Origin of the sequence: Streptomyces capitiformicae (assembly GCF_002214185.1) — a bacterium.
GTDB classification, from domain to species: Bacteria; Actinomycetota; Actinomycetes; order Streptomycetales; family Streptomycetaceae; genus Streptomyces; species Streptomyces capitiformicae.
In genome coordinates this window covers 4,486,102-4,513,083 of the sequence record NZ_CP022161.1, presented here as the reverse complement: position 1 = coordinate 4,513,083, position 26,982 = coordinate 4,486,102, and the positions used below count along the sequence as shown (strand labels likewise).

General features: G+C 70.9%; 23 protein-coding genes. 14 read left to right on the top strand and 9 right to left on the bottom strand.

Annotation, left to right across the window (positions count from 1 at the left end):
* The first annotated feature begins 168 nt into the window (after nt 1-168).
* The 4 genes from CES90_RS20030 (at nt 169) to CES90_RS20015 (ending at nt 5,228) form a co-directional block, all read left to right on the top strand.
* The gene (locus tag CES90_RS20030) at nt 169-1,449 is read left to right on the top strand and encodes an aspartate kinase (RefSeq protein ID WP_189786102.1); all 1,281 of its coding nucleotides are present in this window, start codon (nt 169-171) and stop codon (nt 1,447-1,449) included.
* 36 nt (nt 1,450-1,485) lie between these two features.
* Nucleotides 1,486-2,559 carry an aspartate-semialdehyde dehydrogenase gene (locus tag CES90_RS20025; protein ID WP_189786101.1) on the top strand — a complete coding sequence of 358 codons (1,074 nt, stop codon included), beginning with the start codon at nt 1,486-1,488 and terminating at the stop codon, nt 2,557-2,559.
* A gap of 606 nt (nt 2,560-3,165) precedes the next feature.
* Complete coding sequence (locus tag CES90_RS20020; protein ID WP_078853469.1) at nt 3,166-3,771, top strand: SigE family RNA polymerase sigma factor; 606 nt, start codon at nt 3,166-3,168, stop codon at nt 3,769-3,771.
* Nucleotides 3,772-4,190: 419 nt separating this feature from the next.
* Nucleotides 4,191-5,228 (top strand): hypothetical protein, encoded by a 1,038-nt coding sequence (locus CES90_RS20015; protein WP_229914182.1) that lies wholly within the window; start codon nt 4,191-4,193, stop codon nt 5,226-5,228.
* 27 nt (nt 5,229-5,255) lie between these two features.
* On the opposite strand, the gene CES90_RS20010 is transcribed toward CES90_RS20015, so the two are convergent.
* Nucleotides 5,256-6,086: an SURF1 family protein gene (locus CES90_RS20010; RefSeq protein WP_189786098.1), complete on the bottom strand. Its 831-nt coding sequence runs from the start codon at nt 6,084-6,086 to the stop codon at nt 5,256-5,258.
* A gap of 75 nt (nt 6,087-6,161) precedes the next feature.
* Entirely contained in the window at nt 6,162-6,536 is a 375-nt protein-coding gene (locus CES90_RS20005; protein ID WP_189786097.1) for a nuclear transport factor 2 family protein, read from the bottom strand.
* Nucleotides 6,537-6,742: 206 nt separating this feature from the next.
* Between CES90_RS20005 and CES90_RS20000 the strand changes: the two genes are divergently transcribed.
* Nucleotides 6,743-8,572 (top strand): S9 family peptidase, encoded by a 1,830-nt coding sequence (locus tag CES90_RS20000; RefSeq protein WP_189786096.1) that lies wholly within the window; start codon nt 6,743-6,745, stop codon nt 8,570-8,572.
* 194 nt (nt 8,573-8,766) lie between these two features.
* Here the strand turns inward: CES90_RS20000 and CES90_RS19995 are convergent, their stop codons facing one another.
* A complete protein-coding gene (locus CES90_RS19995) occupies nt 8,767-9,390 on the bottom strand; it encodes a sigma-70 family RNA polymerase sigma factor (RefSeq protein ID WP_189786095.1) in 624 nt (207 codons plus the stop codon).
* 162 nt (nt 9,391-9,552) lie between these two features.
* Nucleotides 9,553-10,200 (bottom strand): hypothetical protein, encoded by a 648-nt coding sequence (locus CES90_RS19990; protein ID WP_189786094.1) that lies wholly within the window; start codon nt 10,198-10,200, stop codon nt 9,553-9,555.
* Nucleotides 10,201-10,447: 247 nt separating this feature from the next.
* Here CES90_RS19990 and CES90_RS19985 point away from each other — a divergent pair, with 247 nt between their 5' ends.
* The gene (locus CES90_RS19985) at nt 10,448-12,412 is read left to right on the top strand and encodes an NAD-binding protein (RefSeq protein ID WP_189786181.1); all 1,965 of its coding nucleotides are present in this window, start codon (nt 10,448-10,450) and stop codon (nt 12,410-12,412) included.
* A gap of 110 nt (nt 12,413-12,522) precedes the next feature.
* Here CES90_RS19985 and CES90_RS19980 read toward each other — a convergent pair whose 3' ends face one another.
* Together CES90_RS19980 and rpmF are read right to left on the bottom strand one after the other, a co-directional pair.
* Complete coding sequence (locus CES90_RS19980; protein ID WP_189786180.1) at nt 12,523-13,656, bottom strand: GTP-binding protein; 1,134 nt, start codon at nt 13,654-13,656, stop codon at nt 12,523-12,525.
* A gap of 10 nt (nt 13,657-13,666) precedes the next feature.
* On the bottom strand, nt 13,667-13,837 hold the full coding sequence (gene rpmF / locus CES90_RS19975) for a 50S ribosomal protein L32 (RefSeq protein WP_189786093.1): 171 nt from the start codon (nt 13,835-13,837) through the stop codon (nt 13,667-13,669).
* 306 nt (nt 13,838-14,143) lie between these two features.
* Between rpmF and CES90_RS19970 the strand changes: the two genes are divergently transcribed.
* The 3 genes from CES90_RS19970 to CES90_RS19960 all read left to right on the top strand — a co-directional run bounded on the left by CES90_RS19970 (nt 14,144) and on the right by CES90_RS19960 (nt 16,680).
* Nucleotides 14,144-15,070 (top strand): permease, encoded by a 927-nt coding sequence (locus CES90_RS19970; RefSeq protein ID WP_189786179.1) that lies wholly within the window; start codon nt 14,144-14,146, stop codon nt 15,068-15,070.
* A gap of 277 nt (nt 15,071-15,347) precedes the next feature.
* On the top strand, nt 15,348-16,127 hold the full coding sequence (locus CES90_RS19965; protein ID WP_189786092.1) for a TIGR03943 family putative permease subunit: 780 nt from the start codon (nt 15,348-15,350) through the stop codon (nt 16,125-16,127).
* Between the two features lie 85 nt (nt 16,128-16,212).
* Nucleotides 16,213-16,680, top strand: coding sequence for a hypothetical protein (locus tag CES90_RS19960; protein ID WP_229914181.1), 468 nt, complete (start codon nt 16,213-16,215; stop codon nt 16,678-16,680).
* A gap of 161 nt (nt 16,681-16,841) precedes the next feature.
* Here the strand turns inward: CES90_RS19960 and CES90_RS19955 are convergent, their stop codons facing one another.
* On the bottom strand, nt 16,842-20,891 hold the full coding sequence (locus tag CES90_RS19955) for an nSTAND1 domain-containing NTPase (RefSeq protein ID WP_189786090.1): 4,050 nt from the start codon (nt 20,889-20,891) through the stop codon (nt 16,842-16,844).
* Nucleotides 20,892-21,340: 449 nt separating this feature from the next.
* Between CES90_RS19955 and CES90_RS19950 the strand changes: the two genes are divergently transcribed.
* The 5 genes from CES90_RS19950 to CES90_RS19930 all read left to right on the top strand — a co-directional run bounded on the left by CES90_RS19950 (nt 21,341) and on the right by CES90_RS19930 (nt 25,766).
* Nucleotides 21,341-21,715, top strand: coding sequence for a VOC family protein (locus CES90_RS19950; protein WP_189786089.1), 375 nt, complete (start codon nt 21,341-21,343; stop codon nt 21,713-21,715).
* A gap of 198 nt (nt 21,716-21,913) precedes the next feature.
* Entirely contained in the window at nt 21,914-22,387 is a 474-nt protein-coding gene (locus tag CES90_RS19945) for a helix-turn-helix domain-containing protein (protein WP_229914180.1), read from the top strand.
* Nucleotides 22,388-22,801: 414 nt separating this feature from the next.
* The gene (locus CES90_RS19940) at nt 22,802-23,329 is read left to right on the top strand and encodes a regulator component (RefSeq protein WP_189786088.1); all 528 of its coding nucleotides are present in this window, start codon (nt 22,802-22,804) and stop codon (nt 23,327-23,329) included.
* A complete protein-coding gene (locus tag CES90_RS19935; protein WP_189786087.1) occupies nt 23,326-24,582 on the top strand; it encodes an MAB_1171c family putative transporter in 1,257 nt (418 codons plus the stop codon). The genes CES90_RS19940 and CES90_RS19935 overlap by 4 nt, the downstream gene beginning before the upstream one ends.
* The gene (locus CES90_RS19930; RefSeq protein WP_189786086.1) at nt 24,579-25,766 is read left to right on the top strand and encodes a cytochrome P450 family protein; all 1,188 of its coding nucleotides are present in this window, start codon (nt 24,579-24,581) and stop codon (nt 25,764-25,766) included. Before CES90_RS19935 ends, CES90_RS19930 begins: the two co-directional genes overlap by 4 nt.
* Nucleotides 25,767-26,136: 370 nt before the next feature.
* Here the strand turns inward: CES90_RS19930 and CES90_RS19925 are convergent, their stop codons facing one another.
* Both CES90_RS19925 and CES90_RS19920 read right to left on the bottom strand, forming a co-directional pair.
* Complete coding sequence (locus CES90_RS19925; protein ID WP_308437898.1) at nt 26,137-26,496, bottom strand: hypothetical protein; 360 nt, start codon at nt 26,494-26,496, stop codon at nt 26,137-26,139.
* A 140-nt stretch (nt 26,497-26,636) separates the two neighbouring features.
* The gene (locus tag CES90_RS19920) at nt 26,637-26,963 is read right to left on the bottom strand and encodes a DUF7336 domain-containing protein (protein ID WP_208921430.1); all 327 of its coding nucleotides are present in this window, start codon (nt 26,961-26,963) and stop codon (nt 26,637-26,639) included.
* Between the last annotated feature and the right edge of the window lie 19 nt (nt 26,964-26,982).

Sequence of the window (26,982 nt, the reverse complement as noted above, 5' to 3'; positions counted from 1 at the left end):
GTGAAAACCGGTGGACTCCCGGAGAAATCCGAGGTGATCAAGGGGTGAGCGGGACATCTCACCATGCGGGAGCCGGGAAGGGAATTTCGGCCGCTCGTTAGACTGAGCCGACCGCCGCAGTACGTGTGTATGTGCGGATAAGGGACTGAAACGGAGCGAGGAGCGCACGTGGGCCTTGTCGTGCAGAAGTACGGAGGCTCCTCCGTAGCCGATGCCGAGGGCATCAAGCGCGTCGCCAAGCGGATCGTGGAAACGAAGAAGGACGGCCACCAGGTGGTCGTCGTCGTTTCCGCGATGGGCGACACGACGGACGAGCTGATCGATCTCGCCGAGCAGGTATCGCCGATGCCTACCGGCCGTGAGTTCGACATGCTGCTGACCGCCGGAGAGCGTATCGCCATGGCTCTGCTGGCCATGGCGATCAAAAACCTGGGGCACGAGGCCCAGTCGTTCACCGGCAGCCAGGCAGGCGTCATCACCGACTCGGTCCACAACAAAGCCCGGATCATCGACGTCACACCCGGCCGTATCCGTACGGCGCTGGACGGCGGCAACATCGCCATCGTCGCCGGGTTCCAGGGCGTCAGCGCGGACAGCAAGGACATCACCACGCTGGGTCGCGGCGGATCGGACACGACCGCCGTCGCGCTGGCCGCCGCCCTGGACGCCGAGGTCTGTGAGATCTACACCGACGTCGACGGCGTCTTCACCGCCGACCCGCGGGTCGTGAAGAAGGCGAAGAAGATCGACTGGATCTCTTCCGAGGACATGCTCGAACTGGCGTCGTCCGGTTCGAAGGTGCTGCTCCACCGCTGTGTCGAGTACGCCCGCCGCTACAACATCCCGATCCACGTCCGCTCGTCCTTCTCCGGACTGCCGGGCACCTGGGTCAGCAACGAGAAGCCTGAGTCGCAAGGGGACAACAAGGTGGAGCACGCCATCATCTCCGGAGTCGCCCACGACGTCTCCGAGGCCAAGGTCACGGTCGTCGGCGTCCCCGACAAGCCGGGCGAGGCCGCCGCGATCTTCCGCGCCATCGCCGACGCCGAGGTCAACATCGACATGGTGGTGCAGAACGTCTCCGCCGTGACGACCGGCCTCACGGACATCTCCTTCACCCTCCCCAAGACCGAGGGCCGCAAGGCGATCGACGCCCTGGAGAAGAACAAGGACGGCATCGGCTTCGACTCGCTGCGCTACGACGACCAGATCGGCAAGATCTCCCTCGTCGGCGCCGGCATGAAGACCAACCCGGGTGTCACGGCCTCCTTCTTCGAGGCCCTGTCCGACGCCGGCGTGAACATCGAGCTGATCTCGACCTCCGAGATCCGTATCTCGGTCGTCACCCGCGCCGACGACGTCCCCGAGGCCGTGCGCGCCGTGCACACCGCCTTCGGGCTCGACTCCGACAGCGACGAGGCCGTCGTCTACGGAGGCACCGGTCGATGAGCGTCCGTTCCGCCACTGCCGGAGACCGCGTCGCTGATGGCCGCTGACGCCGGGCGCACCGGCAGGCCGACGCTCGCGGTCGTGGGTGCGACCGGGGCCGTCGGCACGGTCATGCTCCAGATCCTGTCCCACCGCGCGGACATCTGGGGCGAGATCCGTCTGATCGCCTCCCCCCGCTCGGCCGGCCGCAAGCTGGCCGTGCGCGGGGAGGAGGTTGAGGTGACGGCCCTGTCGGAGGAGGCCTTCGACGGGGTCGACGTCGCCATGTTCGACGTACCGGACGAGGTCGCGGAGCGCTGGGCGCCGATCGCGGCGGCCAAGGGCACGGTCGTGGTGGACAACTCGGGCGCCTTCCGGATGGACCCACAGGTGCCCCTCGTCGTCCCCGAGGTCAACCGGCACGCCCTGCGGGCCCGCCCGCGCGGCATCGTCGCCAACCCCAACTGCACCACCCTCTCCATGATCGTGGCGCTCGGCGCGCTGCACGCCGAGTTCGGGCTGCGTGAACTGGTGGTGTCCAGCTATCAGGCCGTGAGCGGCGCGGGCCGCGCGGGCGTCGAGACCCTGCGCCGGCAGATCGCCCTCGTTGCCGGTACGGAGCTGGGGACCAGCCCCGGTGACGTACGACGGGCCGTGGGCGACCACACCGGGCCGTTCCCGGAGCCGGTGGCGCTGAACGTGGTGCCGTGGGCCGGATCGCCGCGCGCGGACGGCTGGTCCTCGGAGGAGATGAAGGTACGGGACGAGTCCCGCAAGATCCTCGGCCTGCCGAACCTGCCGGTCGCCGTGACCTGCGTACGCGTCCCGGTCGTCACCGCCCATTCCCTGACCGTCCACGCCTGCTTCGAGGGCGAGGTCACGGTCGCCAAGGCGCGCGAGATCCTCGCCACCGCCCCAGGGGTCGTGCTGTACGACGACCCGGGCGCCGGGGAGTTCCCCACCCCCGCCGACGTGGTGGGCACCGACCCGACCTGGGTGGGGCGCGTACGCCGGGCCCTGGATGACCCGACGGCCCTCGAACTCTTCGTCTGCGGCGACAATCTGCGCAAGGGTGCCGCGCTGAACACGGCGCAGATCGCGGAGTTGGTGGCGGCGGAGTTGGCGGCGTAGGGCGCCGCTCCGTGCGGGGGATGGCTCGTTGCCCCTGGGGGCACGGTCCGTTGGCCTACGGTGCACTGTTCCGCGAATCCGGTGCGGGTCGGCTGCCCGCGGTGTAGACCGGCTGTTGCCGCCTGCTGTGGGTGATATCCACTGCTGTGGGCCGTTGTCGGTGGTGGCGTGTAAGTTCTTCGAGTCGGCGGTTCGGCTGGGCGGAGGATTTCCGGCCGAGTCGTCGAACGATTTCCGGGTTGATTCAGGCCTCCCGTGGATCGAGGATTTTGCTCCCCGTCCGCCGCAACCGCGCGGCGGACGGGGAGCGTCTTTAACAGGCGCCCTTCGGCGGGGCTGGGCGTCGCACACTTGGGGCATAGGGGAAGAGCTGGTACGCATGAGAGCGTTCGACGCGCTGTCCGTTGTTCGGAGGGTCGTACCAACGGGTGCGGGGGGTGCCGTAGAAACGGGTGTGCGGACGAATGTGCGGTCTGACGCAAAAGTGATGCCTGTCGCGTACAACCCCGACGGGGGGATGCGGGTCCAACAGGCGTGGCAGAGGTACTCGACTTCACCGCGGTACAGGCGAGGGGCGCCGCCCTTCGTCCACCCCGCCGTCCCCGCATGCCCGGTTCGGCCGGCGGCATGCCGGTGATCGCGCCGATGCCCGCGGCGCGGCCCACCCGCATACCCAGTCAGCGTGACGGCGCGGACGACACGTCCACGGTGCCGGCTTCCGGTACGACGGTCGACCATCTCACCGAGACCTATCGCGCCCACTACCGTTCGCTCCTCGGCCTCGCGGCCCTCCTCCTCGACGACACCGCCTCCTGCGAGGACGTCGTCCAGGAGGCATTCATCCGCGTGCACTCGGCGCGCAAGCGCGTCCGTGACCCCGAGAAGACGCTCGCCTATCTGCGCCAGACGGTCGTGAATCTCTCGCGCTCCGCCCTGCGCCGCCGCATCCTCGGTCTGAAGCTCCTCTCGAAGCCGATGCCCGACATGGCGAGCGCGGAGGAGGGCGCGTACGACCAGCTGGAGCGCGACTCCCTCATCAAGGCGATGAAGGGCCTGCAGCGCCGTCAGCGCGAGGTCCTCGTGCTGCGCTACTTCGCCGACATGACCGAGGCCCAGGTCGCCGAGACGCTCGGCATATCGCTGGGCTCGGTCAAGGCGTACGGCTCCCGCGGCATCGCGGCCCTGCGCGTCGCCATGGAGGCGCCGGCATGAGCGGGTCGGCCAGGGACGACGGGCACGATGAGCTCGCCGCCCGGAGGCGGGCCTCCTGGGGGCGCAGGGACGACGAGCACGAAGAAACGCAATCGCACGCTGGGAACGGAATTGTGAATCACGGCCCCGAAGAACAAGGCCCCACCAAGGGCCAGGGTCTCGAAGGCCGCGGTCCGGACGATACAGACGGTCCGGACGGTCTGGACGGTCTGCGTTCGGACGCCTCCGGGACGGACGACTCCGGCTCCGGGACGGACGACCCCGGCTCGGGGACGGATGGTGTCGCCGGGACGGGGGGCTCGGGTTCGAGCCTCTCTGGTTTGAGCCTCTCTGGTTCGAGCGGCTCCGGTTCGAGTGTCTCGGGTTCGGATGACCGGCGCTCGATGGACCTGGGCCCGGACAGCGTGAGCCCGGACAGCGTGAGTCCGAACGGCCGGGGGCCGGTTGGGTTCGGCTCGGACGAGCTGGTGCTGCGGAATCTGCTGCACCAGGCCGTGGCGGAGATCGAGCCGCGCGAAGGCACCTTGCAGCATCTGCGGCGAGCGGTACCGGCCCGGCGGGCGCGTAAGCGTCAGGCCGTCGTCGGCATGGCGGCCGCCGCGCTCTTGATGGGCACGGCCGTCCCGGCCCTCGTCCATGTCTCCAAGTCCACCGGCTCAGAAGTCAACCCCTCCGTCGCCGGTCACGGCTCGGAGACCCAGGACGGCGAGGGCCAGTCCAAGGGGCAGACCGGCGGAAGCGGTTCGTCGGGCGGTTCCTCCGGCGGCTCCACGGAGTCCGGCAAGGGCAACGGCAAGGACAAGGACGAGAAGGACAAGGGCGAGAGCAACGGCTCCACCGGCACTGCTCCCGAGGCGGCGTCGACCCCAGCGAGCGCGCCGGCCTGTACGGCCGCCCAGCTCGGCGGGACCGGAAGCGTGGGCGCCCCGGACTCGGTCGGCGCCGTCTACGGCAGCTTCCACGTGTCCAACATCTCCGGCAGCAGCTGTACGGTCGCCGGCGCGGGCGCCGTGAGTACGACCGCGCAGGGCGCCGCGGACGCGACCAAGATCAGCGTGGTGAACCATGTCGCGGGCGACGCGGCCGCCTCGCTGCCCGACCCGTCGCTGTCCCCCACCACGCTGGTGCTGGCGCCGGGCAGCTCATACCAGGTGCAGTTCGCCTGGGTGCCCTCGGAGCCCTGCCCGTCCAGCGGTGGTGACACGACCGGCGGCACCAGCGGCGGCGGCGAGCCGACCCCGGACCCGACCCCCACGGAGAACGGGACCGGCAGCACCACCACCACCTCGGACGGCAGCAACTCCGTGACCACCCAGATGCTCACCGAGGACGGCGTCGTCGACGGCAGCGTCCTGGTCTCCCACATTGCGGAGGGCGGCGTGGCCACGTTCAGCACCGCCGTGAGCAACGCCTGCGCGGGCGTGGTCTACCGGACGGGGTTGCTGACGACTTCGTGACGGGGGCCTGTTCTGACGGGGCCCGTTCTACTGGGCGGGCTCGGCTTCCCGGGACCGGTCCTCGGTGGCACGGCCCTCGGCGGAGCCGTCGCCGTCCTCGTCCGGGACCAGGCCCAGTTCGGCGTCCCGGATGAACTCCACCTCGCGGCGGAACAGGCGGAACCACATGAAGACGACGAAGCCGGCGAAGACGAACCACTCGCCGGTGTAGCCGAGGTTCTGGAACGCCTTGAGGTCGAGTCCGGTGTCCTGCGGGGCGGTGGCGGGGACGGCCTTCATCCCCGAGTCGCCCTTGTCGAGCGTGATCCAGGCGTCGTACAGGTCGTCCGGCACCAGGTTCACGAGCGTCGCCGCGCTGATCGCGCCGGTCTGCCCGGCAGGCAGACCGCCTTGTACGGCCACGCCGTTCGACCCCGGGGTCTCGGACGCCTGGAGCACGCCGGTCACGGTGACCTCGCCGGTGGGTGCGGCCGGAGCGCGGTCCGCGTCCGCGGTGCCGGGCAGCCAGCCCCGTACGACGGGCAGGCTCTTGCCCCCGTCGGTGCGCAGCAGCGTCAGTACGTAGAAGCCGGTCCTGTCGTCGAGCGTCCGGTTCGGCACCAGGAGCTGCTCGCCGTACCGTCCGCTCACGGTGGCGAGCTCGCCGGAGGTCTCCTTGTCCACCGGCAGCAACTCGTCCAGCGGACGCGCCGGAGCCCGGTCCGCCGGGTCGACCTTCTCGGTCGCCGCGCGATGGTCCGCCATCCGGTCCTCGAACCGGCTCAGCTGCCACGACCCCATGAACACACAGAAGGGGATGGCGAGCAGCACGAAGACGTTGATCCCCCACCATCGGGGCGTCAGCAGAAACCGGTACACGCCTTCCACTGTACGGTGCCCACGCCGGACGCCCGGCCGCGGGGTCGGTCCGCCGAGCCCATCGCGGCGGGCTGCTCAGTACCGCTCGACGAGGTGCTCCCGGCCGGTCGGAGGCTCGTACGGCTCGGGCCAGAAGTCGGTGACGGCGGCTATCCGGCCCTGCTCGTCGCCGGTGAAGAACGAGATGGCGTGCATCTCCTCCAGCCCCACCGTGACATGCATCCAGCTGACGACCTGCCCGGGTTCGGCGACGATCCGCACGACCCGCGCCTGCCAGTCGCCCGGATACTCCCTGTTGAACTGGACATATCGCTCCCTGCCGTGGATTCGCTCACGCGTCTGCGGCAGCTCGTACACCACGTCCTCGGCCAGTGTCTCGGCGAACGCGTCCCAGTCCCGGGCCTGGGCGGTGGCCCAGAAAGTCTCGACGGTGCCGCGCAGCTCGGTCATGGAAGTCCTTGAAGTCCTTGAAGTCCTTGAAGCCATTGAGGTCATGGGGCGAGTCTGCACCCGGCCACTGACAATCGGCCCTGACCTGGACATCCGGCGTCGGCCCGCAGCTGTTCGATGGCTGCCCGAACGCGGTCGGCAGGAAGTTTTCCACAGGCTGGGGACCTCGGCGGCGCGATGTCGGACGGTCGGGGCAGTATGGGGCCATGACTGAGAGCAACGGGTCCACCCCGCAGGAGCAGAGCGGGTCCATGCCCGACTGGGAGAAGAGGTTCCGGGCGCCGAGGGTGTCGCTGCCGGACTGGGCGGAGGACGCACCGCACCGCTCGCTGTTCGTCTCCAACGCCACGGGCACATACGAGTTGTACGCGTGGGACCGCACGACCGGCGAGCAGCGCCAGGTCACGCACCGGGCCAACGGTACGACGGACGGTGTGCTCTCGCCGGACGGCGAGTGGATCTGGTGGTTCGACGACAAGGACGGTGACGAGTTCGGGGTGTGGCGCCGCCAGCCGTTCCACGGCGGCCCCGACGAGGAGGCGACACCCGGCCTCGACCCGTCGTACCCCGCGGGCCTGGCGATCGGCCGTGACGGTGCCACGGCGATCGTCGGCCGCTCGACGGACGAGGACGGTTCGACGATCCATCTGGCCCGGCGGGGTGTGGCCCCCTTCGAGATCTACCGGCACCGGGAGTCGGCCGGCGTCGGCGACCTCTCGCACGACGGCACGCTGATCGCGATCGAGCACACCGAGCACGGCGACGCGATGCACTCGGCGCTGCGCGTGGTCCGCCCGGACGGTACGACGGTCGCCGAGCTCGACGACACCAAGGGCGGCACGGTCGAGCTGGGCCTGGAGGTCATGGGTTTCGCGCCCGTCGACGGCGACACCCGCCTGCTGATCGGCCATCAGCGCGGCGGCCGCTGGGAGCCCTTGGTCTGGGACGTGTCCACGGGGGAGGAGACGGACCTCGGACTGGCCGACCAGTTGGAGGGTGACCTGAGCGCCGAGTGGTACCCGGACGGTTCCGCCCTCCTCGTCGCCCACAGCTTCGAGGCCCGCAGCGAGCTGTGGCGCTACGACCTCGCGACCCGCCGCCTGGAGCGCGTGGAAACCCCGAGAGGCACGGTCTCCGGGGCCACGGCCCGCCCCGACGGCAGCGTCGAGTTCCTGTGGTCCTCGGCCGCCGAACCGCCGGTCGTCCGCTCGACGACGGGCAAGGTGGTGCTGGACCCGCCGGGCCTGAAGTGCCCCGGCTCGGTGCCGGTGGAGGACGTCTGGGTGGAGAGCCCCGGCGGCCGGGTGCACGCACTCGTCCAACGCCCCGTCGGCGTGTCCGGCCCCTACCCCACCGTCTTCGACATCCACGGGGGCCCGACCTGGCACGACAGCGACGCGTTCGCGGCGGGACCGGCGGCGTGGCTGGACCACGGTTACGCCGTGATCCGCATCAACTACCGGGGCTCGACCGGTTACGGCCGCGCCTGGACCGACGCCCTCAAGCACCGTGTCGGCCTCATCGAACTGGAGGACATCGAGGCGGTACGGGAGTGGGCGGTGAGCTCCGGCTTCGCCGACCCCGACCGGCTGATCCTCACGGGCGGTTCCTGGGGCGGTTACCTCACGCTCCTCGGCCTGGGCACCCAGCCGGACGCCTGGACCCTCGGCATCGCCGCCGTTCCCGTCGCGGACTATGTCACCGCGTACCACGACGAGATGGAGGCGCTCAAGGCGATGGACCGCACGCTGCTGGGCGGCACGCCGGAGGAGGTCCCCGAACGCTTCGAGGCGTCCTCGCCGCTGACGTACGTGGACGCGGTCAAGTCACCCGTCTACATCTCCGCCGGGGTCAACGACCCCCGCTGCCCCATCCGGCAGATCGACAACTACGTCGACCGGCTGGCCGGCCGGGGTGCCGTCCACGAGGTCTACCGCTACGACGCCGGCCACGGTTCCCTCGTCGTCGACGAACGCATCAAACAACTCCGCCTGGAACTGGACTTCGCCGCCCGCCACCTGGCTCCACGACACTAGGTTTTTCGCCCCCGCCGCCCCTACCCGTCCCATCCCTGAGGGCTGCCGCCCCCAGACCCCCGAGTGCGTTTGTACGCGCGGGTTGTGTTGGGTTGCTCGCGCCCACGCGGCGGAGCCGCACATCGATACAGCCCCGCGCTCCTTCAGGGGCGCGGGGGTAGGGGCGGCGGGGGCGAGGAAGACCCCCGGCTGCCTCAGGCCGCGGCCATCACCAGGTCCACCAACGTCGCCCGAGCCCGAGCCACACGAGACCGCACCGTACCGATGGGGCACCCGGTCAACCCCGCCGCGTCCTCGTACGACAACCCCACCACCTGCGTAAGAACAAACGCCTCCCGCCGCTCACCGGGCAACGCCTCCAACAGATCGGCCAACGCGATCCCGTCGTCGAACCCGGGCAACCCCCGCGGCTGCGCCCGCTCCACGGCGACCCTCCAGTCCGCCACATCGGACACCCGAGGCCGAGCCGCCGCGTACCGAAAGCTGTCGATGACCGCCCGCCGCGCGATGGACAGCAGCCACGTACGAGCGGAGCACCGCCCCTCGAACCGATGCAGGCTGCCGAGCGCCCGCAGAAACGTGTCCTGGGCGAGGTCATCGACGACCTGCGGATCGGCGCAGAGGTGGGCGACGAACCGCTGGACGTCACGGTGCAGGGCACCGACGAACCGTTCGACGGCCTCGGCATCGCCACCGCGCGCGGCGAGAGCCCAGGCGGTGATGGACTCATCGCTCGACGCGGCCGCGGCAGCAGCCGTATCCACAGACGGGGACGCCGACGTAGTAAGGGTGATCACCTGGTGTCCTTCTCGGGTCATCCGGGATCCGAACCACCGACACGGCTCGCGGGCACACGTCGCAGGTCCGGTGAGGAAAGGCGGCCGTACGGCAGCGGCGCCCGGCGTGGGGCGGCGTACGTACGACCGGAGCCGGAGGCGCGCACCGTCACGACGTGGCGGCCTCGGTTTCACCGGCTGTCGTCAGACGACAGCGGTCCCGGCGGGCGGACCCCGAGAGGTGATCGCATGGACGAGGAGCAGCCGTCGCGGCGAACGGTCGGAACGACCGCGGCGTACCCGCGGCCGTGGCCGCTCGGGCGGCAGCGGCAGCGCGAGCGGCAGCCGCAGCGGCGCGGCCAGCCACCCGGCCACGGCCCGCAGCAGATCGAAGGCGGCCCGCTCCCCGTACGCCAGCCACAGACCGCACAGCAGCGCGGCCAGCAGATGGGCGGCGAGCATGCCGGACGAGGACGCGAACGAGCCGTCCAGGAGGTACCCGGTGTGGTCCACATGACCCATGTGACCCGTCGGATCCATGGAGACCGTGTGATTCACGTGGGCGGAGCCCATGTCCATGGTGCCCACGGCCGTGGAAGACGGCTGCGCCAGCGAGAAGCCCGTGTGGAGGGCCGTCTGTGCGGCGACCACGACGGAGACGATCAGCGGAAGTCCGCGTTCACGACCAGCCAGGCACCAGCCCACGGCACCGGTCGCGGCGACCCCGGCGGCCATCGTCCACCAGGGGACCGGGCTGCCCGACATCAGCACATGGCCCAGGGAGGCGAGCAGCACGCAAACGGCCGCGAACATCGCGGCCCGCCCCGTGCGTAAACACCACCCTGCGGTCATGGCGCCCCATCCTCGCATCCGGACACCGGTCGTCACCCCGTCCCTCTTGAGTACGGATTTCCACCCGCCGTCGCACTCACACAACCAACTGTGATCCGGATCACGCAGGAACCGGTCATAGTGTGAGGCAGTCTTCTGCCTCGTGGGGAGCCCTTCGCAGCAGAGCAGCCAGAGCAGCCAGAGCAACCAGACAGGTCTGGGCCGGCAGCGCACATCAGCCAATTCCGGGGCCGGTTCCGGCGCGCACATGGTCGTGTGCGGGGACGACGGGCTGGCGCATCGGCTCGCCGCCGAACTGCGCAATGTGTACGGGGAGCAGGTGACCCTCGTCGTACCGCCCACTGTACGGATCGCACCGCGCCCGGTGGTGGGGCGAGCCCGAGCCGTCGCGCTCCTCGACCGCGTGTCCGCGGCGGTCAACCGAGCCGCCGGCAACGGCGATTCAGCGACCAACGACCGAACCGCCCCACGCCCCGACCGGACCAACGAACAACCTCTCCTGGAGGCGGCCGAAGCCACCGAGGCCGTGCTCGCCGAGGCCGGGGTGGAGCGGGCCACCGCGCTGGCGCTCGTGTACGACGACGACGAGACGAACATCCGCGCCGCCCTCACCGCCCGCCGCCTCAACCCCCGCCTGCGGCTGGTCCTCCGGCTCTACAACCGCCGATTGGGCCAGCACATCGAGGAACTCCTCGACCAGGCCTCGGCGTTGGCCACGGGCGGCGCCGCCCACGGCGGGGTCGACGGCGGAGTCGACGGCTTCGGCGCCTCGACGACCGTTCTCTCCGACGCGGACACCGCCGCGCCCGCGCTGGCCGCCACCGCCGTCGTCGGGACCACCAAGGTCGTCCACGCGGACGGGCTGATGCTGCGGGCGGTGGAACGGCCACCGGGCCGGGCCGGTCAAGGGCCGGGCCTGTGCACGCTCGCGCTGCTGTCGGCGACCACCAACGACCCCGCCGGGGCCGACGGTTCCGAGAGCAGCGGGGAACGCGGTCCCCAACTCCTGCCCGACGAACGGCAGGTGGCCGAGGCCCCCGGGCGCGGCACCGTCGTACTGGACACGGTGCGTTACACAGGGCCCGCGTTGCCGCAGGGCCGGGCGGCTGCCGGGTCGCTGGGGTTGTTCAGGTCCTTCGGATTCTTCGGCTCCTTCGGGTCGCTGTTCTCGCGCCGACTGCGCCTGTCGCTCGCGGGGCTGGTGACGTGTGTGCTCGGGCTGGCCGTCGCCCAGATGGTGGTCACCGGGCAACATCCGCTGCGGGCGACGTACGTGACGCTCCTCGACCTCTTCGCGATCAACGACCCGGCGACCGAGGGCAGCGACTCACGGAAGATCCTCCAACTCCTCTCCGGCCTGATGGGATTGTTGCTCCTGCCGGTCCTGCTGGCCGCGGTCCTCGAGGCGTTGGGCACCTTCCGCAGCGGTTCGGCCCTGCGGAAGCCGCCGCGCGGGCTGTCCGGGCACGTCGTCCTCCTCGGCCTCGGCAAGATCGGCACCCGGGTCCTTGCCCGGCTGCGGGAACTGCACATCCCCGTGGTGTGCGTCGAGGCCGACCCCGAGGCCCGCGGGCTCGCGGAGGCCCGGCGGCTGCGGGTGCCGGTGGTGCTGGGGGACGTCACGCAGGAGGGCGTGCTGGAGGCCGCCAAGATCCACCGTGCGAACGCGCTGCTCGCCGTCACCAGTGCCGACACCACGAACCTGGAGGCCGGGCTGTACGCGCGTTCCGTACGCCCCGATCTACGGGTCGTCCTCCGCCTCTACGACGACGACTTCGCGACCGCCGTGTACCGCACCCTCCGCGCCGCGCACCCGCACGCCCTCACCCGGAGCCGCAGCGTCACCCATCTCGCCGCGCCCGCCTTCGCCGGGGCGATGATGGGCCGGCAGATCCTGGGCGCGATCCCGGTCGAGCGGCGGGTACTGCTCTTCGCGGCCGTGGAGGTCCGGGGCCATCCCCGGCTGGAGGGACGCACGATCGCGGAGGCGTTCCGGGCGGGGGCGTGGCGGGTGCTGGCCCTGGACGAGCGAGGCACCACAGGTACGGCGCCGGGACTGATCTGGGACCTGCCCCCCACGTACGTGCTCGGCGCCGAGGACCGCGTCGTCCTGGCCGCCACCCGACGAGGCCTGGCGGAACTGCTGGGCCGCCGAGTCCCACCCCCAGGGGCTGCGCCCCTTCGACCCCCGCATCAGAGCTCGGCTGGATGAGGTTGGTTGGCGGGTGCGGCTTGTGTGTGGTTGCTCGCGCCCACGCGGCGGAGCCGCACATCGATACAGCCCCGCGCCCCTTCAGGGACGCGGGGCGAGAAACTCCCCGGTCACCCCACCCCGCACACATCCCACGCCGGAAACGGATCATCCCCCTCGACAACGATCTCGCCCTCGCCCACCAGACACCCCGCCAACGCCGAACGCAGAGCGTCCGCCCGCAACCCCGTCCCGATGAACACGAGTTCCTGCGCGTACGGCGCCTCCCCGTCCCGCGCCGCGGTCGGCTCGAAGCGCGCGACGGACCCCGCCTGCGACCAGAGCCCGACGACCAGCGGCCGGCTGCCCAGGGTGAAGAAGCCCTTGGACCGCAGGACCTGCCCGAACTCCCCACTGTCGAGGCCTTCCGTCACAAAGGTCCACAACCGACCGGGATGGAAAGGCAGTTCGGACCGGAAGACCGTCGACGAGATGCCGTACTCCTCGGTCTCGGGCACATGCTCCCCGTTGAGCTCCCGCACCCACCCCGGTGCCTGCTGAGCCCGTTCGAGGTCGAACCGTCCGGTACCGAGCACCTCCGCGACCCGCACCCGCCCCCGGCTGACCGGGACGATCCGCGCGGCGGGGTTGAGCCGGGCGAGCGTCGCGGCGAGCCGCTCGGCGGTGGCCGCGTCGACGAGGTCGAGCTTGTTCAGCACGATCACGTCGGCGAACTCGACCTGGTCCATCAGCAGATCGCTGACGGTGCGCTCGTCGTCCTCGTACTGGTCGAGCCCGCGTGCGACGAGCTCGTCGCCGCCCGCAAGCTCGGACAGGAAGTTCACGGCGTCGACGACCGTCACCATGGTGTCGAGCCGGGCGAGGTCCCCGAGGGTGGCCCCGTCGTCGCGCGCGAAGGCGAACGTGGCCGCGACGGGCATGGGTTCCGAGATGCCGGAGCTTTCGATCAACAGGTAGTCAAAACGGCCTTCTCGTGCCAGCCGGTCCACCTCTTCCAGCAGATCGTCGCGCAGGGTGCAGCAGATGCAGCCGTTGGTCATCTCGACCAGCCGCTCCTCGGTGCGCGACAGCGCCGCCTCGCCGCCGCGCACCAGGGCGGCGTCGATGTTGACCTCGCTCATGTCGTTGACGATGACCGCCACCCGCAGCCCCTCACGGTTGGCGAGGACATGGTTGAGCAGGGTGGTCTTGCCGGCCCCGAGGAAGCCGGAGAGGACTGTGACGGGCAGCCGGTCCCGGACCATGGCCATGGTCTCAGCCCTCGGGCTGGATCAGCCCGCGCTCGTACGCCTTCAGCAGCCGCTGCGGTACGAGGTACGTGGCGCCGTCGACTGTGAACGGCACCAGGGGCGGCGTGCTCGCCTTCCACTGGGCGCGGCGGTGACGGGTGTTGCTGCGGGACATCTTCCGCTTGGGTACGGCCATGGGGTCCTCCTCGGTCGAAGCATCGGTCCGGATCGAAGCATCGACACGTTACATGAAAATGGATCCCATTATGCAAAGGGGGGAGGGCTGCGGTCGCTGAGCAGTCGCTCCCCCGTCGCCGTATGAAAGGGGAGGCCGTCGAGGAACCGGCCCCCGCACCACTGCCGTACCCGTACGGAGGTACCGTCCCCCGTGGCCATATCCCAGGAAGCAGAGCCCCAGGAAGCGGTATCCAAGGACGCCGAATCCAAGGAAGCCGAATCCAAGGACGCCGAACCCCACAGCCGGCACCTCAACTCGCCCCTCCTGCTGACGATGCTGCTGGTCCTGGCCGTCGCAGCGCAGGGCCCCCTCCGCCGTGTGCTGGCCGCGCCCGTGACGCAGAGCTGGATGACGGTGTTCGTGGCGGTGGTCGTACAGGCGCTGCCGTTCCTGGTGCTCGGGGTGCTGCTGTCGGCGGTGATCGCGGTGTTCGTGCCGGCGTCGTTCTTCGCCCGCGCGCTGCCGAAGCGGCCCGCGCTCGCGGTACCGGCGGCGGGCATGGCCGGGGTGGTGCTGCCGGGGTGCGAGTGCGCGTCGGTGCCGGTGGCGGGCGCCTTGGTGAGGCGAGGGGTCACCCCCGCCGCCGCGCTCGCCTTCCTCCTCTCCGCCCCCGCGATCAACCCGATCGTGCTGACCGCGACCGCCGTGGCCTTCCCGGGGAACCCCGAGATGGTGCTGGCCAGGTTCGTGGCGAGCCTGCTCGTGGCGTGTGCGATGGGCTGGCTCTGGCAACGGCTGGGGCGCGGCGCGTGGATGCGCCCACCGGAGCGCCCGTCCTACGAGGGGCAGAGCAAAGGCGCGGCGTTCTGGGGCTCGGTGCGCCACGACGTGATGCACGCGGGCGGCTTCCTCGTCGTCGGCGCGATGGCCGCGGCCACGCTCAAGGCGGTGGTCCCGGCGAGCTGGCTGAACGCCGCCGCCGACAACTGGATCGTCGCCATCCTCGCCCTCGCCGTCCTGGCCGTCCTGCTCTCCATCTGCTCCGAGGCGGACGCGTTCGTGGCGGCCTCGCTGACCCAGTTCTCCCTGACCTCCCGGCTGGCCTTCCTGGTCGTCGGCCCGATGATCGACCTGAAACTCTTCGCCATGCAGACCGCCACCTTCGGCCGCGCCTTCGCCCTCCGCTTCGCGCCCGTCACCTTCGCCCTCGCGATCCTGGTGTCGGCCCTCGTCGGGACGGTGCTCCTTTGAACCCTCCCCCGGCTGAAGCAAAGGGATTCCTGGCTCAGGAAGCCCCGCAGGTCAGCGACCTGAAAGGTGTTACTCCCCCAACACCAGGCGGGACGGAACCTGCCCGGTTCATAAAGCAAAGTCGGGTGGTGCTTGTGCCGGCTTGGTTCTCGCTCAACACGTTCTACGCGCTCGGCTCTCGCACCGCACAGCGCGCAGCTTCCCCGTTCCCTGCCCTGCTCCGCAGGGGTCCGATTCCTTCCCGCCCCGGAGGGCGGGGCATCCTCGGAGGTGCCCGGTGAACCGCCAGGCCCAGACCGTCCTCCTCTTCCTCACCGGCGGCGGCCTCCTGCACGCCGGTTTCACCGACCTCTACCTCCGTTACGTCAAGGCCGGGCTGCGCCCGCTGCTGATCGGCGCGGGTGTGGTGCTGATAGCGGCCGCGATGGCCACGGTCTGGTACGGCCGCCGGGCAGCCCGGCAGCAGGGCGACGAGCCGGCGCCCGGCGACGGGCACGAGGGGCACAAGGGGCGCGAGGGGCGCGAGGGGCACGAGGGGCACGCCCACCGCGAACCCCGGGTCTCCTGGCTCCTCGTCCTCCCGCTTCTCGCCCTGGTCCTGGTCGCCCCGCCCGCCGCCGGCTCCTACACCGCCATGCGCACCGGCACCGCCCTCCAGGAGCAGCCCTGGGGTTACCCCGAGCTCCCCGCCGACGGCCCCCTCCGCCTCAGCGTCGCCGACTACGCCGGGCGCGCCGTCTACGACAAGGGCCGCGCCCTCGCCGACCGGGAACTCAAGGTCACCGGCTTCCTCGCCCTCGGCGGCGACGGCACCCCGTACCTCGTCCGCATGGCTCTCAACTGCTGTGCCGCGGACGCCCAGCCCGTCAAGGTCGCCCTCTCCGGCGCCCTCCCCGCCGTCCTCCAGCCGGACACCTGGATCGAGGTGACCGGCACCTACACCCCGAAGCAGGCCAAGGACCCGGTCAACGGCACCGCCATCCCCTTCCTCGACGTCACCGCCACCAGGCCCGTCAAGGCGCCGCAGGACCCGTACGACGAGGCCTGGAACGGCTGACGGTCCGCCCCTGGATAGCTGACGGACCGTCAGTTATGGTCACCGGCAACGCCGTACGTGATCCTCATCCGAAGGGGTGGACGCCATGCAGACACCTTCCCCGAGCCCGCAGCCGCCCGGTGCTCCCCGCTGGGTCGCGATGTTCCACGAGCCCTCGTCGGACTCCTGGCGGGTGGGCGCCGAGTCGCCGTACCGCTTCCCCGTGCAGTACGCGGTGGGGGAGATGACCCAGACCCTCCGGGCGCGCGGCGACGACCCGGTGGTCGCGCTGTGGGGCCCGAAGGGCGGCGGTGGGTGGGAGCGGCACGAGGCGCCGGCCGCGGCCGCGCCGCCCACCGTGCGGGCAGAGGCCTCCGCCGAGGAGACCGGCAGGCTCGCGGAGCGGATGACCGACCGGCGGCAGCAGGTGCTCATGGCCGGGCTGGGCAAGGCGGGTGTCTACGACCTCTCACCGGACGACGCGGCGGCCGTCGAGGCGCTGGTGGACCGGCTCGACGAGACGACCGTCCGCCGGGTCGCGCACTGGCTCACCGTGGCTGGCGGCGGTCGTTAGGCCGCATGCGAACGCCCGGTCGCTGGCGACGGGGGATGCACCAGCGACCGGGCTATGGCCAAGGCTAACAAGGTCCCTGGTGCGACGGGAGCCGACTGTTCGATTGTGATGAGAAGTTGTGATCGGGATCACTCGCCGAGGCGCCCGGTGCCCGCCCGACCTCACTCGTCGCACGGCGGCTCGTACGACAGCCGCGGCAGGTACTCGTGCCATTTCTCCGCTGTCAGAACGCCCCGCGTGGTCGAGCAGATGTGCCGGACCGCCTCGTCCACGTCCAGGTTCCACAGCCGTACGGTGTCGGCGCCGCTGGAGACGCCGAGCATGTGGCCCCGGGGGTTGAAGGAGAGGAAGTTGCCGGTCCTGGCGTTGGGGCTCATGGACTGGCCGATGGGGGAGGCGTCGGCGGGGTCGGCGACGTTCCACAGCCGTACGGTGTTGTCGTTGCCGCCGCTGGCCAGGGTCCGGCCGTCCTCGCTGTAGGACAGCGACACGATCGCCTCGGTGTGGCCGGTGAGCGGGGAGCCCAGCAGGGTCGCCTCGCCGGGGTCGCCGACGTCCCAGAGCCGGACCTTGTCGTCGTCGCCCGCGCTGGCCAGCGTCTCGCCGTCCGGGCTGTAGGCGAGGTCGCTGACGGAGCCGTGGTGGTCGAGGAGGGGTTCGCCGACGCGGGTGGCGCGGGCCGGGTCGCTCACGTTCCACAGCCGGACGGTGCCGTCCGCGCTGCCGCTGGCGAGCGTGCGGCCGTCAGGGCTGAAGACGAGGGCAAGGACGTAACCCTTGTGGCCGGTGAGCCGCTTGTCGAACGGGACGGGGCGGGACGGGTCGCCGACGTTCCACAGCTGGACGGTGTGGTCGTCGTAGACGGTGGCCAGCGTGCGCCCGTCCGGGCTGTAGGCCAGCGCGTCGGTGTACCGGGTGCGCAGCGCGACGGGCGACCTGTGGCGGACCGGATGGGTGGGGTCGCTGACGTCCCACAGGTGCAGCGCCCGGTTGCTGGCCACGATGGCGAGGGTGCGGCCGTCGGGGGAGAAGGCCAGGGCGCGATTGCCGTCGTCCGCCTCCATGAACGGTGCGCTCAGCGCCACGGGGCGGCCGGGCTCCGCCACGTTCCACAGCCGGATCCGGCCGTCGCGCCCGGCCGTGGCGAGCACCATCCCGTCCGGGCGGAACGCTCCGTTCTGGCCGACCATGTCCGACGTCGGCACCGCCCACAGCCGGACCTTGCCGTCCCCGCTCCCGGTTGCGAGGGTCCGGCCGTCCGGGCTGAACGTGAGCGCGAACATCTCGCCGCTCGCCCCGGCGAGCGGCTCGCCCACCTGCGACGCGTACTCCGGGTCCGCCACGTTCCACAGGCTCGCCGTACTGTCCGCGCTCGCCGCGGCCAGCATCCTCCCGTCCGGACTGAACGCCACCGACCACACGGGCCCGGTGTGCCCGGTCAGCGGCGCCCCGAGCGCGGACGCCCGCCCCGGATCGGCCACGTCCCACAGCCGTACGGTGTTGTCCGAACTGCCGCTCGCGAGCGTACGGCCGTCCGGGCTGAACGCGAGCGAGTGCACGGTGGCCGTGTGCCCCTTCAGCACCCGGGCGAGCGGCACCGGACGCCGCGGGTCGGCCGTGTTCCACAGCCGGACCACGTTGTCGTCGCCACCGGTGGCCATGGTCCGCCCGTCGGGGCTGAACGCCACGGCCCGTACGGGTGCGGTGTGGCCGGTGAGCGGTGCGCCGAGCGGCCCGGCCTTGTCCGGATCGCGCACGTCCCACAGCCGTACGGTCGTGTCCTCGCCGACCGAGGCCAGCGTCTGGCCGTCCGGGCTGAAGGCGAGGAGGTAGATCGTGCCGTTGTCGCCGGTCAGGGGCTCGCCGATCGGCTTCGGGGCGGCCGGATCGCGTACGTCCCACAAGCGGATCGTGCCGTCGTCGCTGGCGCTGGCGAGGGTGTGGCCGTCGGGGCTGAAGACGGCGGTGCTCACCCAGCTGGTGTGGCCGGTGAGGGGTTTGCCGAGGGCCTTGGGACGGGACGGGTCGGCGACGTTCCACAGGCGTACGGTCCGGTCGTAGCTGGCGGTGGCCAGGACCTTCCCGTCCGGGCTGAAGCTGGTGAGGTAGACGGCGCCGCCGTGGCCGAGGAGCGGGGTGGCCAGGGGCGCGTTGACGATCGAGACCAGCCGGTTGTTCGTGCCCTCGTCGTCCGGGCGCAGACCGTGGGCGACCAGGTCGAGCTGGGCGGACAGCGACGGATCCGTGTACTGGACGCGGTCGGCCTCGGCGACCACCTGCTCGAACACCGCGTCGTTGCGCTGCTGCCATGCCACCACCGCCGAGCCGACGGCCAGGATCGCGAGGACGACCAGGGCCGACACGGCGCTCCGGCGGAGCCGGACCGTGCGCTTGCGCAGCTTGACCGAGGCCGCCAGGAACTCCACCGCGCTACGGGTCAGCAGGGTGTCACCGGCGGACTTCGCCCAGCTGTGGGCCTGTTCGAGACGCGAGCCCCGGTACAGCAGCGAGGCGTCGCGTTCGGAGTCCTCCCAGGCCCGGCCGTCCTCCTCCAGCCGCTGGCGCAGCAGATGGTCGCCCCGGCCCTCGTCGATCCAGCCGCGCAGCCGGGGCCAGGCGTGCAGCAGCGCCTCGTGGGTGATCTCCACGGTCTCCGCGTCGAGCGTCAGCAGCCGGGCGCGGACCAGCGCCTCCAGCGACTCCTCCGTCTTGTCCGGGTCCGCCGCCCCGTCCGCCAGCTGACGGCGCGTCCCCCGCCGCCGCGTGGCCTGCGTGTCCTCGCCCAGCCGGACCAGACGCAGCAGCAGCAACCGGGCCGCGGTACGGGCCGCCGGGTCAAGCCCCGACCACGCCCGCTCGGCGGTCGCCGCCACCGCCCCCTGGATACCGCCCGCCGCCCGGTACCCGGCCAGCGTCAGCCGCCCCGCCTTGCGCCGCTGCCAGGTCACGAGCAGGGCGTGCGACAGCAACGGCAGCACGCCGGCGTCGTGCGCCCCCCGCGGCCCGTCCGCGCTCACCTCCCGCACGATCAGCTCCGCCAGCCCCGGCTCCAGCTCCAGCCCCACGGCCTTCGCCGGCCCCGTCACCGCCTCCCTCAGCTCGGCGGTGGTCAGCGGCCCGAGCACCATGTGCCGGTGCTGCAACGCGTCGGCCAGCTCCGGATAGCCGAGGCACTGCTCGTAGAAGTCGGCCCGGACACCGAGCACGACAAGCGCCGGCGCCGGTTCACCGCCGCCGCCGGGCGTGCACGCGGCGCTGAGCAACTGGATGAACGTACGGCGGTCGGCCTCGTCGGAGGAGAGAGTGAAGGCCTCCTCGAACTGGTCGACGATGATGACGGGGCGGGTGGGGGTGCGGGTTTCGCCCGGGGTGGGCGAGCCGTCGGGGGAGGGCGTCTCGCGGTGTGCCCACGTCGCGACCGCCTCCCGTACCGCGTCGGCGAACATCGGGGTGCCGGGCTCGTACGCGGCGGACACGACATTCCCGAGCCCGGGTATGTGACGGGTCAGCTCCCCGAGCGGATCGGCTCCCGGCACGAGTTGGAGCACCTCGCCGCCCTCGCCCGGCCCGTCGACGGCCTCGCCCAGCGCGCCCTCCCGCACCGCGGGCACCAGCCCGGCGTTCAACAGGGACGACTTCCCGGCCCCCGACGCGCCCACGAGCATGACCAGCCCGCCCGTTCGTCCCGCCGAGCGCAGCTGGGCGACGAGGGCGTCCGTACTGCGCTCCCGCCCGAAGAACCACCGGGCGTCCTGCTGCCGGTACGAGGCGAGGCCCCGGTAGGGGCAGACACCGCCGGGCACGGGCGGGCCCTCGACGGCGGGGCGCTGCTCCTCCTCGGACGCCGTGGCCGACCCGGCCGTCGCCGGGCGCTCGCCGGCCGGGTCGGCCAGGGCCCGCTCCCACAAGCGCTGCCACTGGGCCATGTCGTACAGGCCCTTGGACACGGGGGTGGGCCGCAGGCGCCGGGCTTCGGGTATCAGGACCTGCAGTACGGCGGCCAGCGCGGCGAACTGCGCGGGCACGTTCTTCGCCCGCCGCCAGTCGCTGATCCGCTGTACGGACACCCGCACGGGCCGCCCGCGTTCGTCGACCCGCTGCAGTCGTACGACGGATTCGGACACGCTTTTGAGGGGAGGATTGCCCGCTTCCTTGTAGAGCAGCGCGAGACGTTCCGCGAAGGCTGTACGCGCGCCTGAGTCGTGACTCAAGGCTTCCTCCCCCTTGCTTCCCCCACTACCTGGACTACCTGGACCACCTGGACATCCGGACCGGAAAACTCACTTTATATGGCTGACCTGCGGCGAAGCCGTCCGGCTGGTTCCGGACCCTCCTCGCCGTGATCTCCGGCTGGCAGGATCATGGCCAACCACCGCGACGACCTGGTGTCCCCGCGCAGGCCACCGGCACGGCGCCGGCGCGATCCTTCACGACGCCATACGTTTTCGGTCACCTTCAGCGACGAAGCCCTCCGCGCCCGCCTCAGCTCCTCGATCCCTGTCCCCTGACAAGGATCGACATCCCCACACCGTCCGGCACCGGTCCCCACGTGGGGAGGGACCGGTGCCGGACGTGTGAGGCCGATGAGTTCGCACCGCCCCGCCGGTCCTAGAAGACTGGAAGCGGTACGAGAACAGGAGCCACTACCCGGGAGGCGATCATGTTCGGTACGACGAAGGCCTTCAGCGGTTTCTCGGTGGACGACATCGACGCGGCCAGGGAGTTCTACGGCGAGACACTCGGACTCCGTGTGTCCGAGCAGAACGGCATGCTGACGCTGCACATCGCCGGCGGCCGCGACATCCTGGTCTACCCCAAGCCCGACCACACCCCGGCCACGTACACGATCCTCAACTTCCCCGTGGACGACATCGAGAAGGCGGTCGACGAGCTCGCCGACAGGGGCGTCCGCTTCGAGCGCTACGACCACCTCGAGGCGGACGACAAGGGCATCTTCCGCGGCGGCGGCCCTCTGATCGCATGGTTCACCGACCCCGCCGGAAACGTCCTCGCCGTCCTCCAGGAACCGTCGTAAACGATCGCGAGGTGGCCGGGCGCACCCCCGTGGAACCCGGCCACCCGCTGTGGAACACTCTGGTGCGAGCAACTCCCCGGAGAACGTACACCGTAGTTGCGGTCTATCGTCAACTAGAGTTGTTCAGAAGCCACCGCGTTCCGTGCTCATCACGCACCAGAGTGGACACAGCGACGATCAGACAAGGACGTACCGGACGTGACAGAGGGCGACGTGACAGAGGGCGGCGAGCCGCGCACCTTCGCGCAACTGCTGGACTACCTGTTCAAAGAGGTCCACCCGGAAAGTCGCGGACCCTACACGTACGCCGAGGTCGCCGAGGGCATCCGGGAGGCTTCCGGAGGCCAGGGCAAGGGACTCACCGCGAGCGCGATCCAGCAACTGCGCACCGGCGTCAAGAAGAACCCCACGATGCACACCATCAAGGCGCTCGCCGACTTCTTCGGCGTACCCGCCGGGTACTTCGTCGACGAGGAGGCCGCCCATCGCACCCGCGCGGAGATCGCCGTCCTCGCCGCCATGCGGGACCAGAACGTCCGCACCGTCGCCCTGCGCGCCAACGGCCTGAGCACGGAGACCCTTCAGATGGTGACGGCGGTGATCGAACAGGCCCGGATCCTGGAGGGCCTCCCGGGCGAAACGACGCCGAACACCCTCAACCTGGACGACTAGAGGGGCCCTGGCCCCAGGGTCTGTCGTCACATTCCCGTCTGCCCCGCGACGCCATGCACGCTCCCCCACTCTCGGCTTCGCTCGAGCGGGAGGGGCCCCATGAGCGGGAGGGGCCCCCACCGCCGCACCGGGCACACACCCAAGTACATCCAGTACGAGGGTGTATGCCCGGCACGCCGAGAGCACGCGCCCACGCGGACATCAGCCGCTGCCGCGGCGGGCGCGGGGCCGCCCTCCGGGCGACGACGGGAATGTGACGACAGGCCCCAGGGGGTGTGAGCGGTTTCCGGCCATCCGGTCAGAGGACCGGGATTCCCTTGGACCCGCCCAGGCATTCGCCTAAGCTTTCGAGCGATCCGGTGCCGGGGATTCCGGATCGCAGACCGGACATGGATACATGGACCTTGGGCGGACATGGACCTTGGGCGGCTTCGCCGCGAGTGCGAAGAGCGCGTGGCCGCGCTGCGGCTGCCCCACCGCTTCAACACCCGGGACCTGTGCGACGCCGTGGCGCAGAAACGCGGCCGCCCGATCATCCTCAGACCCCTGAACACGCTCGGCGCGATCGACGCCCCGTGCGGAATCCGCCTGGAGACACCCGACGCCGACCTCCTCTTCTACGAGGAGGGCACGTCCGCCCTGCACCAGAACCACATACTCGCGCACGAGGTCAGTCACATCATCTGCGACCACCCCGGCAGCCTGGAGCTGGACGCCGACGCCTTCCGCGCCATCGGCTTCAACCCCACCCTGGTCCAGCGGATGAACGGACGCACGAGCTACTCCACGGACGACGAGCGCGAGGCCGAGATGATGGCCACCGTCATCCGGCAGCACATCTACCGCGGACGTGAACTTCCCCCCAGCGAGCCCGAGAAGGGCGCCGAACGCTGGGAGGCACTGTTCGCCAAATCCACCAAGAAGGGCCGCCGGCACCGATGATCGACCTCTTGTTCGCGGGCGTGGCCATCGTGCTGCTGCTCGCCGCCGGCTACTGGGTGCGCGGGCGAGGCGGCCACAGACCGACCGGCACCTGGGCCATGGCCGCGCTGCTGGTGTCCTTCGCCCTGGCCTTCGCCTCGTACGTGTCGTTCGTGGAAGCCGCCGCCGAAAGCGTCGTCCCCGGCGTCGGCCGCCTCCTCAGCAACTCGTTCACGCTGGCCGCCGCGACCTCCGTCCTGGCGTTCATGCTCCAGCTCAACCTGGAGCCCGACCAGGCCAGACGCAGCATCCGTGTGCGGGTGCTCTTCCTCGGGATCTCCGTCGCCGGCATGACGGCACTGTTCGCCGCCGGACAGCTGAACGACGACTCGCCCCAGCTGTACGCGCTCTACGTGCTGATCTACATCACGTATCTCGGTGTCACCGCGAAGGACTTCGGCGCGCAGACCTGGAAACAGGCCAAGCACTCACGGCGCAAGAGCCAGCGCGTCGGACTGCGCATCACCGCCGCCGGCTGCCTCTTCGCCCTGCTGTACGCCGCGTACAAGGTGTTCGGCCTGGTGTCCATCGGGCTCGAACTGAACCTCCTCCCGCACGGCGTCCGCTGCTCGACGCCCATCAGCCCCGTCCGCTGTGTGTTCAGCGTGACGGCGCCGGCCCTGGCCGTACTCCTCATCACCGTGGGACTGACGCTCCCGGCGGTGGCCTGGCCGTTCAGCCAGTTCCTGCGACGCCGATGGGAGTCGCGCTCCTTCGCCGCGCTCGCCCCCCTGTGGGAGGCCGTCACCGGCGCGACACCCGAGGTCGTCCTGACCGTGGCGGGCGGCGGTGTGCCGGGTGATGCGGACGGCGACGCCGACGACGCCGACGATTCCGACTTCCTCCTGCACCGCCGGGTGATCGAGATCAACGACGGCGGGCTCGCCCTCCGCCCCCACCGTTCTCCGCGAGTCCAGGAGAACGCCGAGCGGGCCGTCGCCGCACGCGGCCTGGCCGGCACCCCGGAAGGGGACGCGATCGTGGAGGCGGCGATCCTGCGGGCCGCCGTACACGCGAAGAAGACCGGCGGCGAACCGCGGCCACAACCCGCGCCACCGGCCTCCGGAGCCGCCTCCCGGGCGGGCAACCTCCGCGCCGAGACCGAGTGGCTGCTCCTCGTCGCCCACGCCTACGCACAGGACGAGACCGCACGCACCGCCACCGACGACGCCGCCGACGAACTGGCACCCTCCGGAACGGACCAGCAAGCGTGACCGACCCGTTGCAGGACCCGCGCTTCTTCGCCGACCCCTACCCGACCTACGCCCGACTGCGCGACGCCGCACCGGTGCGGAAGGTGCCCACGGGTTCCGGAGGCCGCTACAGCTACCTGGTCACGGGCTACGCGGAGGCCCGGGAGGCGTTCACCGATCCCCGCCTCTCGAAGAACACCGCACGATTCTTCGCGGACCGGCCCTCACAGCGCGATCTCCACCCGGCCGTCTCCCAGAACATGCTCGCCACCGACCCACCCGAGCACGCACGACTACGGTCCCTGGTGACGAAGGCGTTCACCACCGGCGCCGTCGCCCGCCTGCGCCCCTACATCGCCGCCCTGGTCGACGAGTTGCTCGACGCCTGGCCGGACCACGGCCCGGTGGACCTCGTCGAGACCCTCGCGGTACCCCTCCCGGTCACCGTCATCTGCGAGATGCTGGGCGTACCGGAATCCGACCGCGGGCTCGTGCGCACCTGGTCGAGCGACCTGTTCGCCGCCGGATCCCCCGCCCGGATCGACGCCGCCTCCCACGCCATCGCCCACTACATGACCGACCTGGTCGCCGCCACACGCAAGTCCCCCGGTGAGAGCCTGCTCGACGACCTCATCGCCGCCCGAGACGGCCAGGACGGCCAGGACCGCCTGACCGAGGAAGAACTGGTCTCACTCGCCGTCCTCCTCCTGGTGGCAGGCCACGAGACGACAACCAACTTCATCGGCAACGCGGCCCTGGCGCTGCTCCAACACCCGGAATACCTGGACCGCTTGAGGTCCGCCCCCCACCTCCTCGAGAACGCCCTGGACGAACTGCTGCGCTTCGACTCACCTGTAGGCATCGCCACATTCCGCTACACCACCGAACCGCTCACCCTCGGCGGCACCGAGATCCCCGCAGGCGCCCCGGTACTCATCGCCCCCGGCGCCGCCAATCGCGACCCCCACCGCTTCCCCGCCCCCGACCAACTCGACCTCTCTCGCGCCGCCAACGGCCACCTGGCCTTCGGCCACGGCATCCACCGCTGCCTGGGAGCCCCTCTGGCCCGAGCCGAAGCCGAACTCGCCCTCCGCTGCCTCATCACCCGCTTCCCCGATGCCCGCCTGGCAGTCCCCGCCGAAAAACTGACCTGGCGCCATACCCGCCTGATGCGCGGCCTCACCTCCCTGCCTCTCGTCGTGTGAAGCCGTGCAGGCTTGCAGCACTGTGGGCCAGTCGGGTTGGCGTTGCCGTGCGATCTGGGACGCCGGGTACGGCGCCGGCGTGCGGGGCCCCCGCTCCACCAGAGAGATGGTCCGGGGCCTCCCCGTCGCCTCTGGCCGTACCCATTTGGCCAGGTCGTACAGGCAGGTCGTACAGGGCAGTGTCCATAGCGGCCTCCGGCCGCGGGGGCCTCCCGGGATCGGACCACGCACGGGATGCGTGTCGCCGCCTCGGGGTTGAGTACGCCGGGGACCTGGGGTCCCCCCCCGGACGGAGTCTGGGGGAGCGTCCAAGACCGTTCGGGGCGTGCGGCTGAGTCGGGATCACTCCCGCTCAGTCCCCAGGAACGGTTCAGTGTTGGTCGTGGTGAGTGAGAAGGCCGTCGGCGAGCCGCCAGTAACGACGGTGGTCGCTGGAGCGCCAGGTCTCGGGGGCGGCGAGCGCCTGGTTGATCCACTCGCCGAGTTGGGGCAGTGCGTATGTCCGCAAGGCAGTCCGCGCATCGGCACGATCAGCCGCGGGAACGGGCAGGACATCGATGCGGAAACCGCTCGCGTCGGGATGAATTCCGCGTCCGTAGTTGAAGGGTTGCGCCGCGGTCCACTCAATTCCGAGGACGTATCCCTCTTCGCTGTGCCCGGTGAGGAAGCTGACATCGCTGACGTGCGCCATCTGATCGTCGAGCGCTTCGCTGATATCCGTGGCCGTCAAGGGCCAGGAGCGATGTCGAGGGAGTCGACGATTCCGGGAAGGCATGAAGGAAAGGGTGCCACGCCACGCTCACGGGTGCGGTGCCGATCGGCACCGCACCCGTGAGCGGGCCGATTCCGGCGTACCCCGGTCCAGGCCGTTCAGTCCGTCTTCTCCGTCTCCTCGGAGCCCTCACCGCCGGTCATGACGGTCACGAAGCCGTCCTTCCACTCGTCGGCGTCCACCGTGAACTCCTCGATGTAGAAGCACTCCGGCTCGTCACGGAACCCCGGGAGCAGACGTGCCCGGACGATGCGCTCCTGGGCCTTCTCCCGGCTCGAGTAGACGCCCAGGAGTTTGACGTCGTCCCCTTCCTCCTCGTCGGCCCAGAAGTCGTCGTCCGCGGCGAAGTGCCGGATCTCCGACCCATCGGCCGGCTCGGCGTGCCTGACATGCCACAGCAGATAGGCCCGGCTCTGTCCGTCCATCGTGATCACCTCGTGTCTC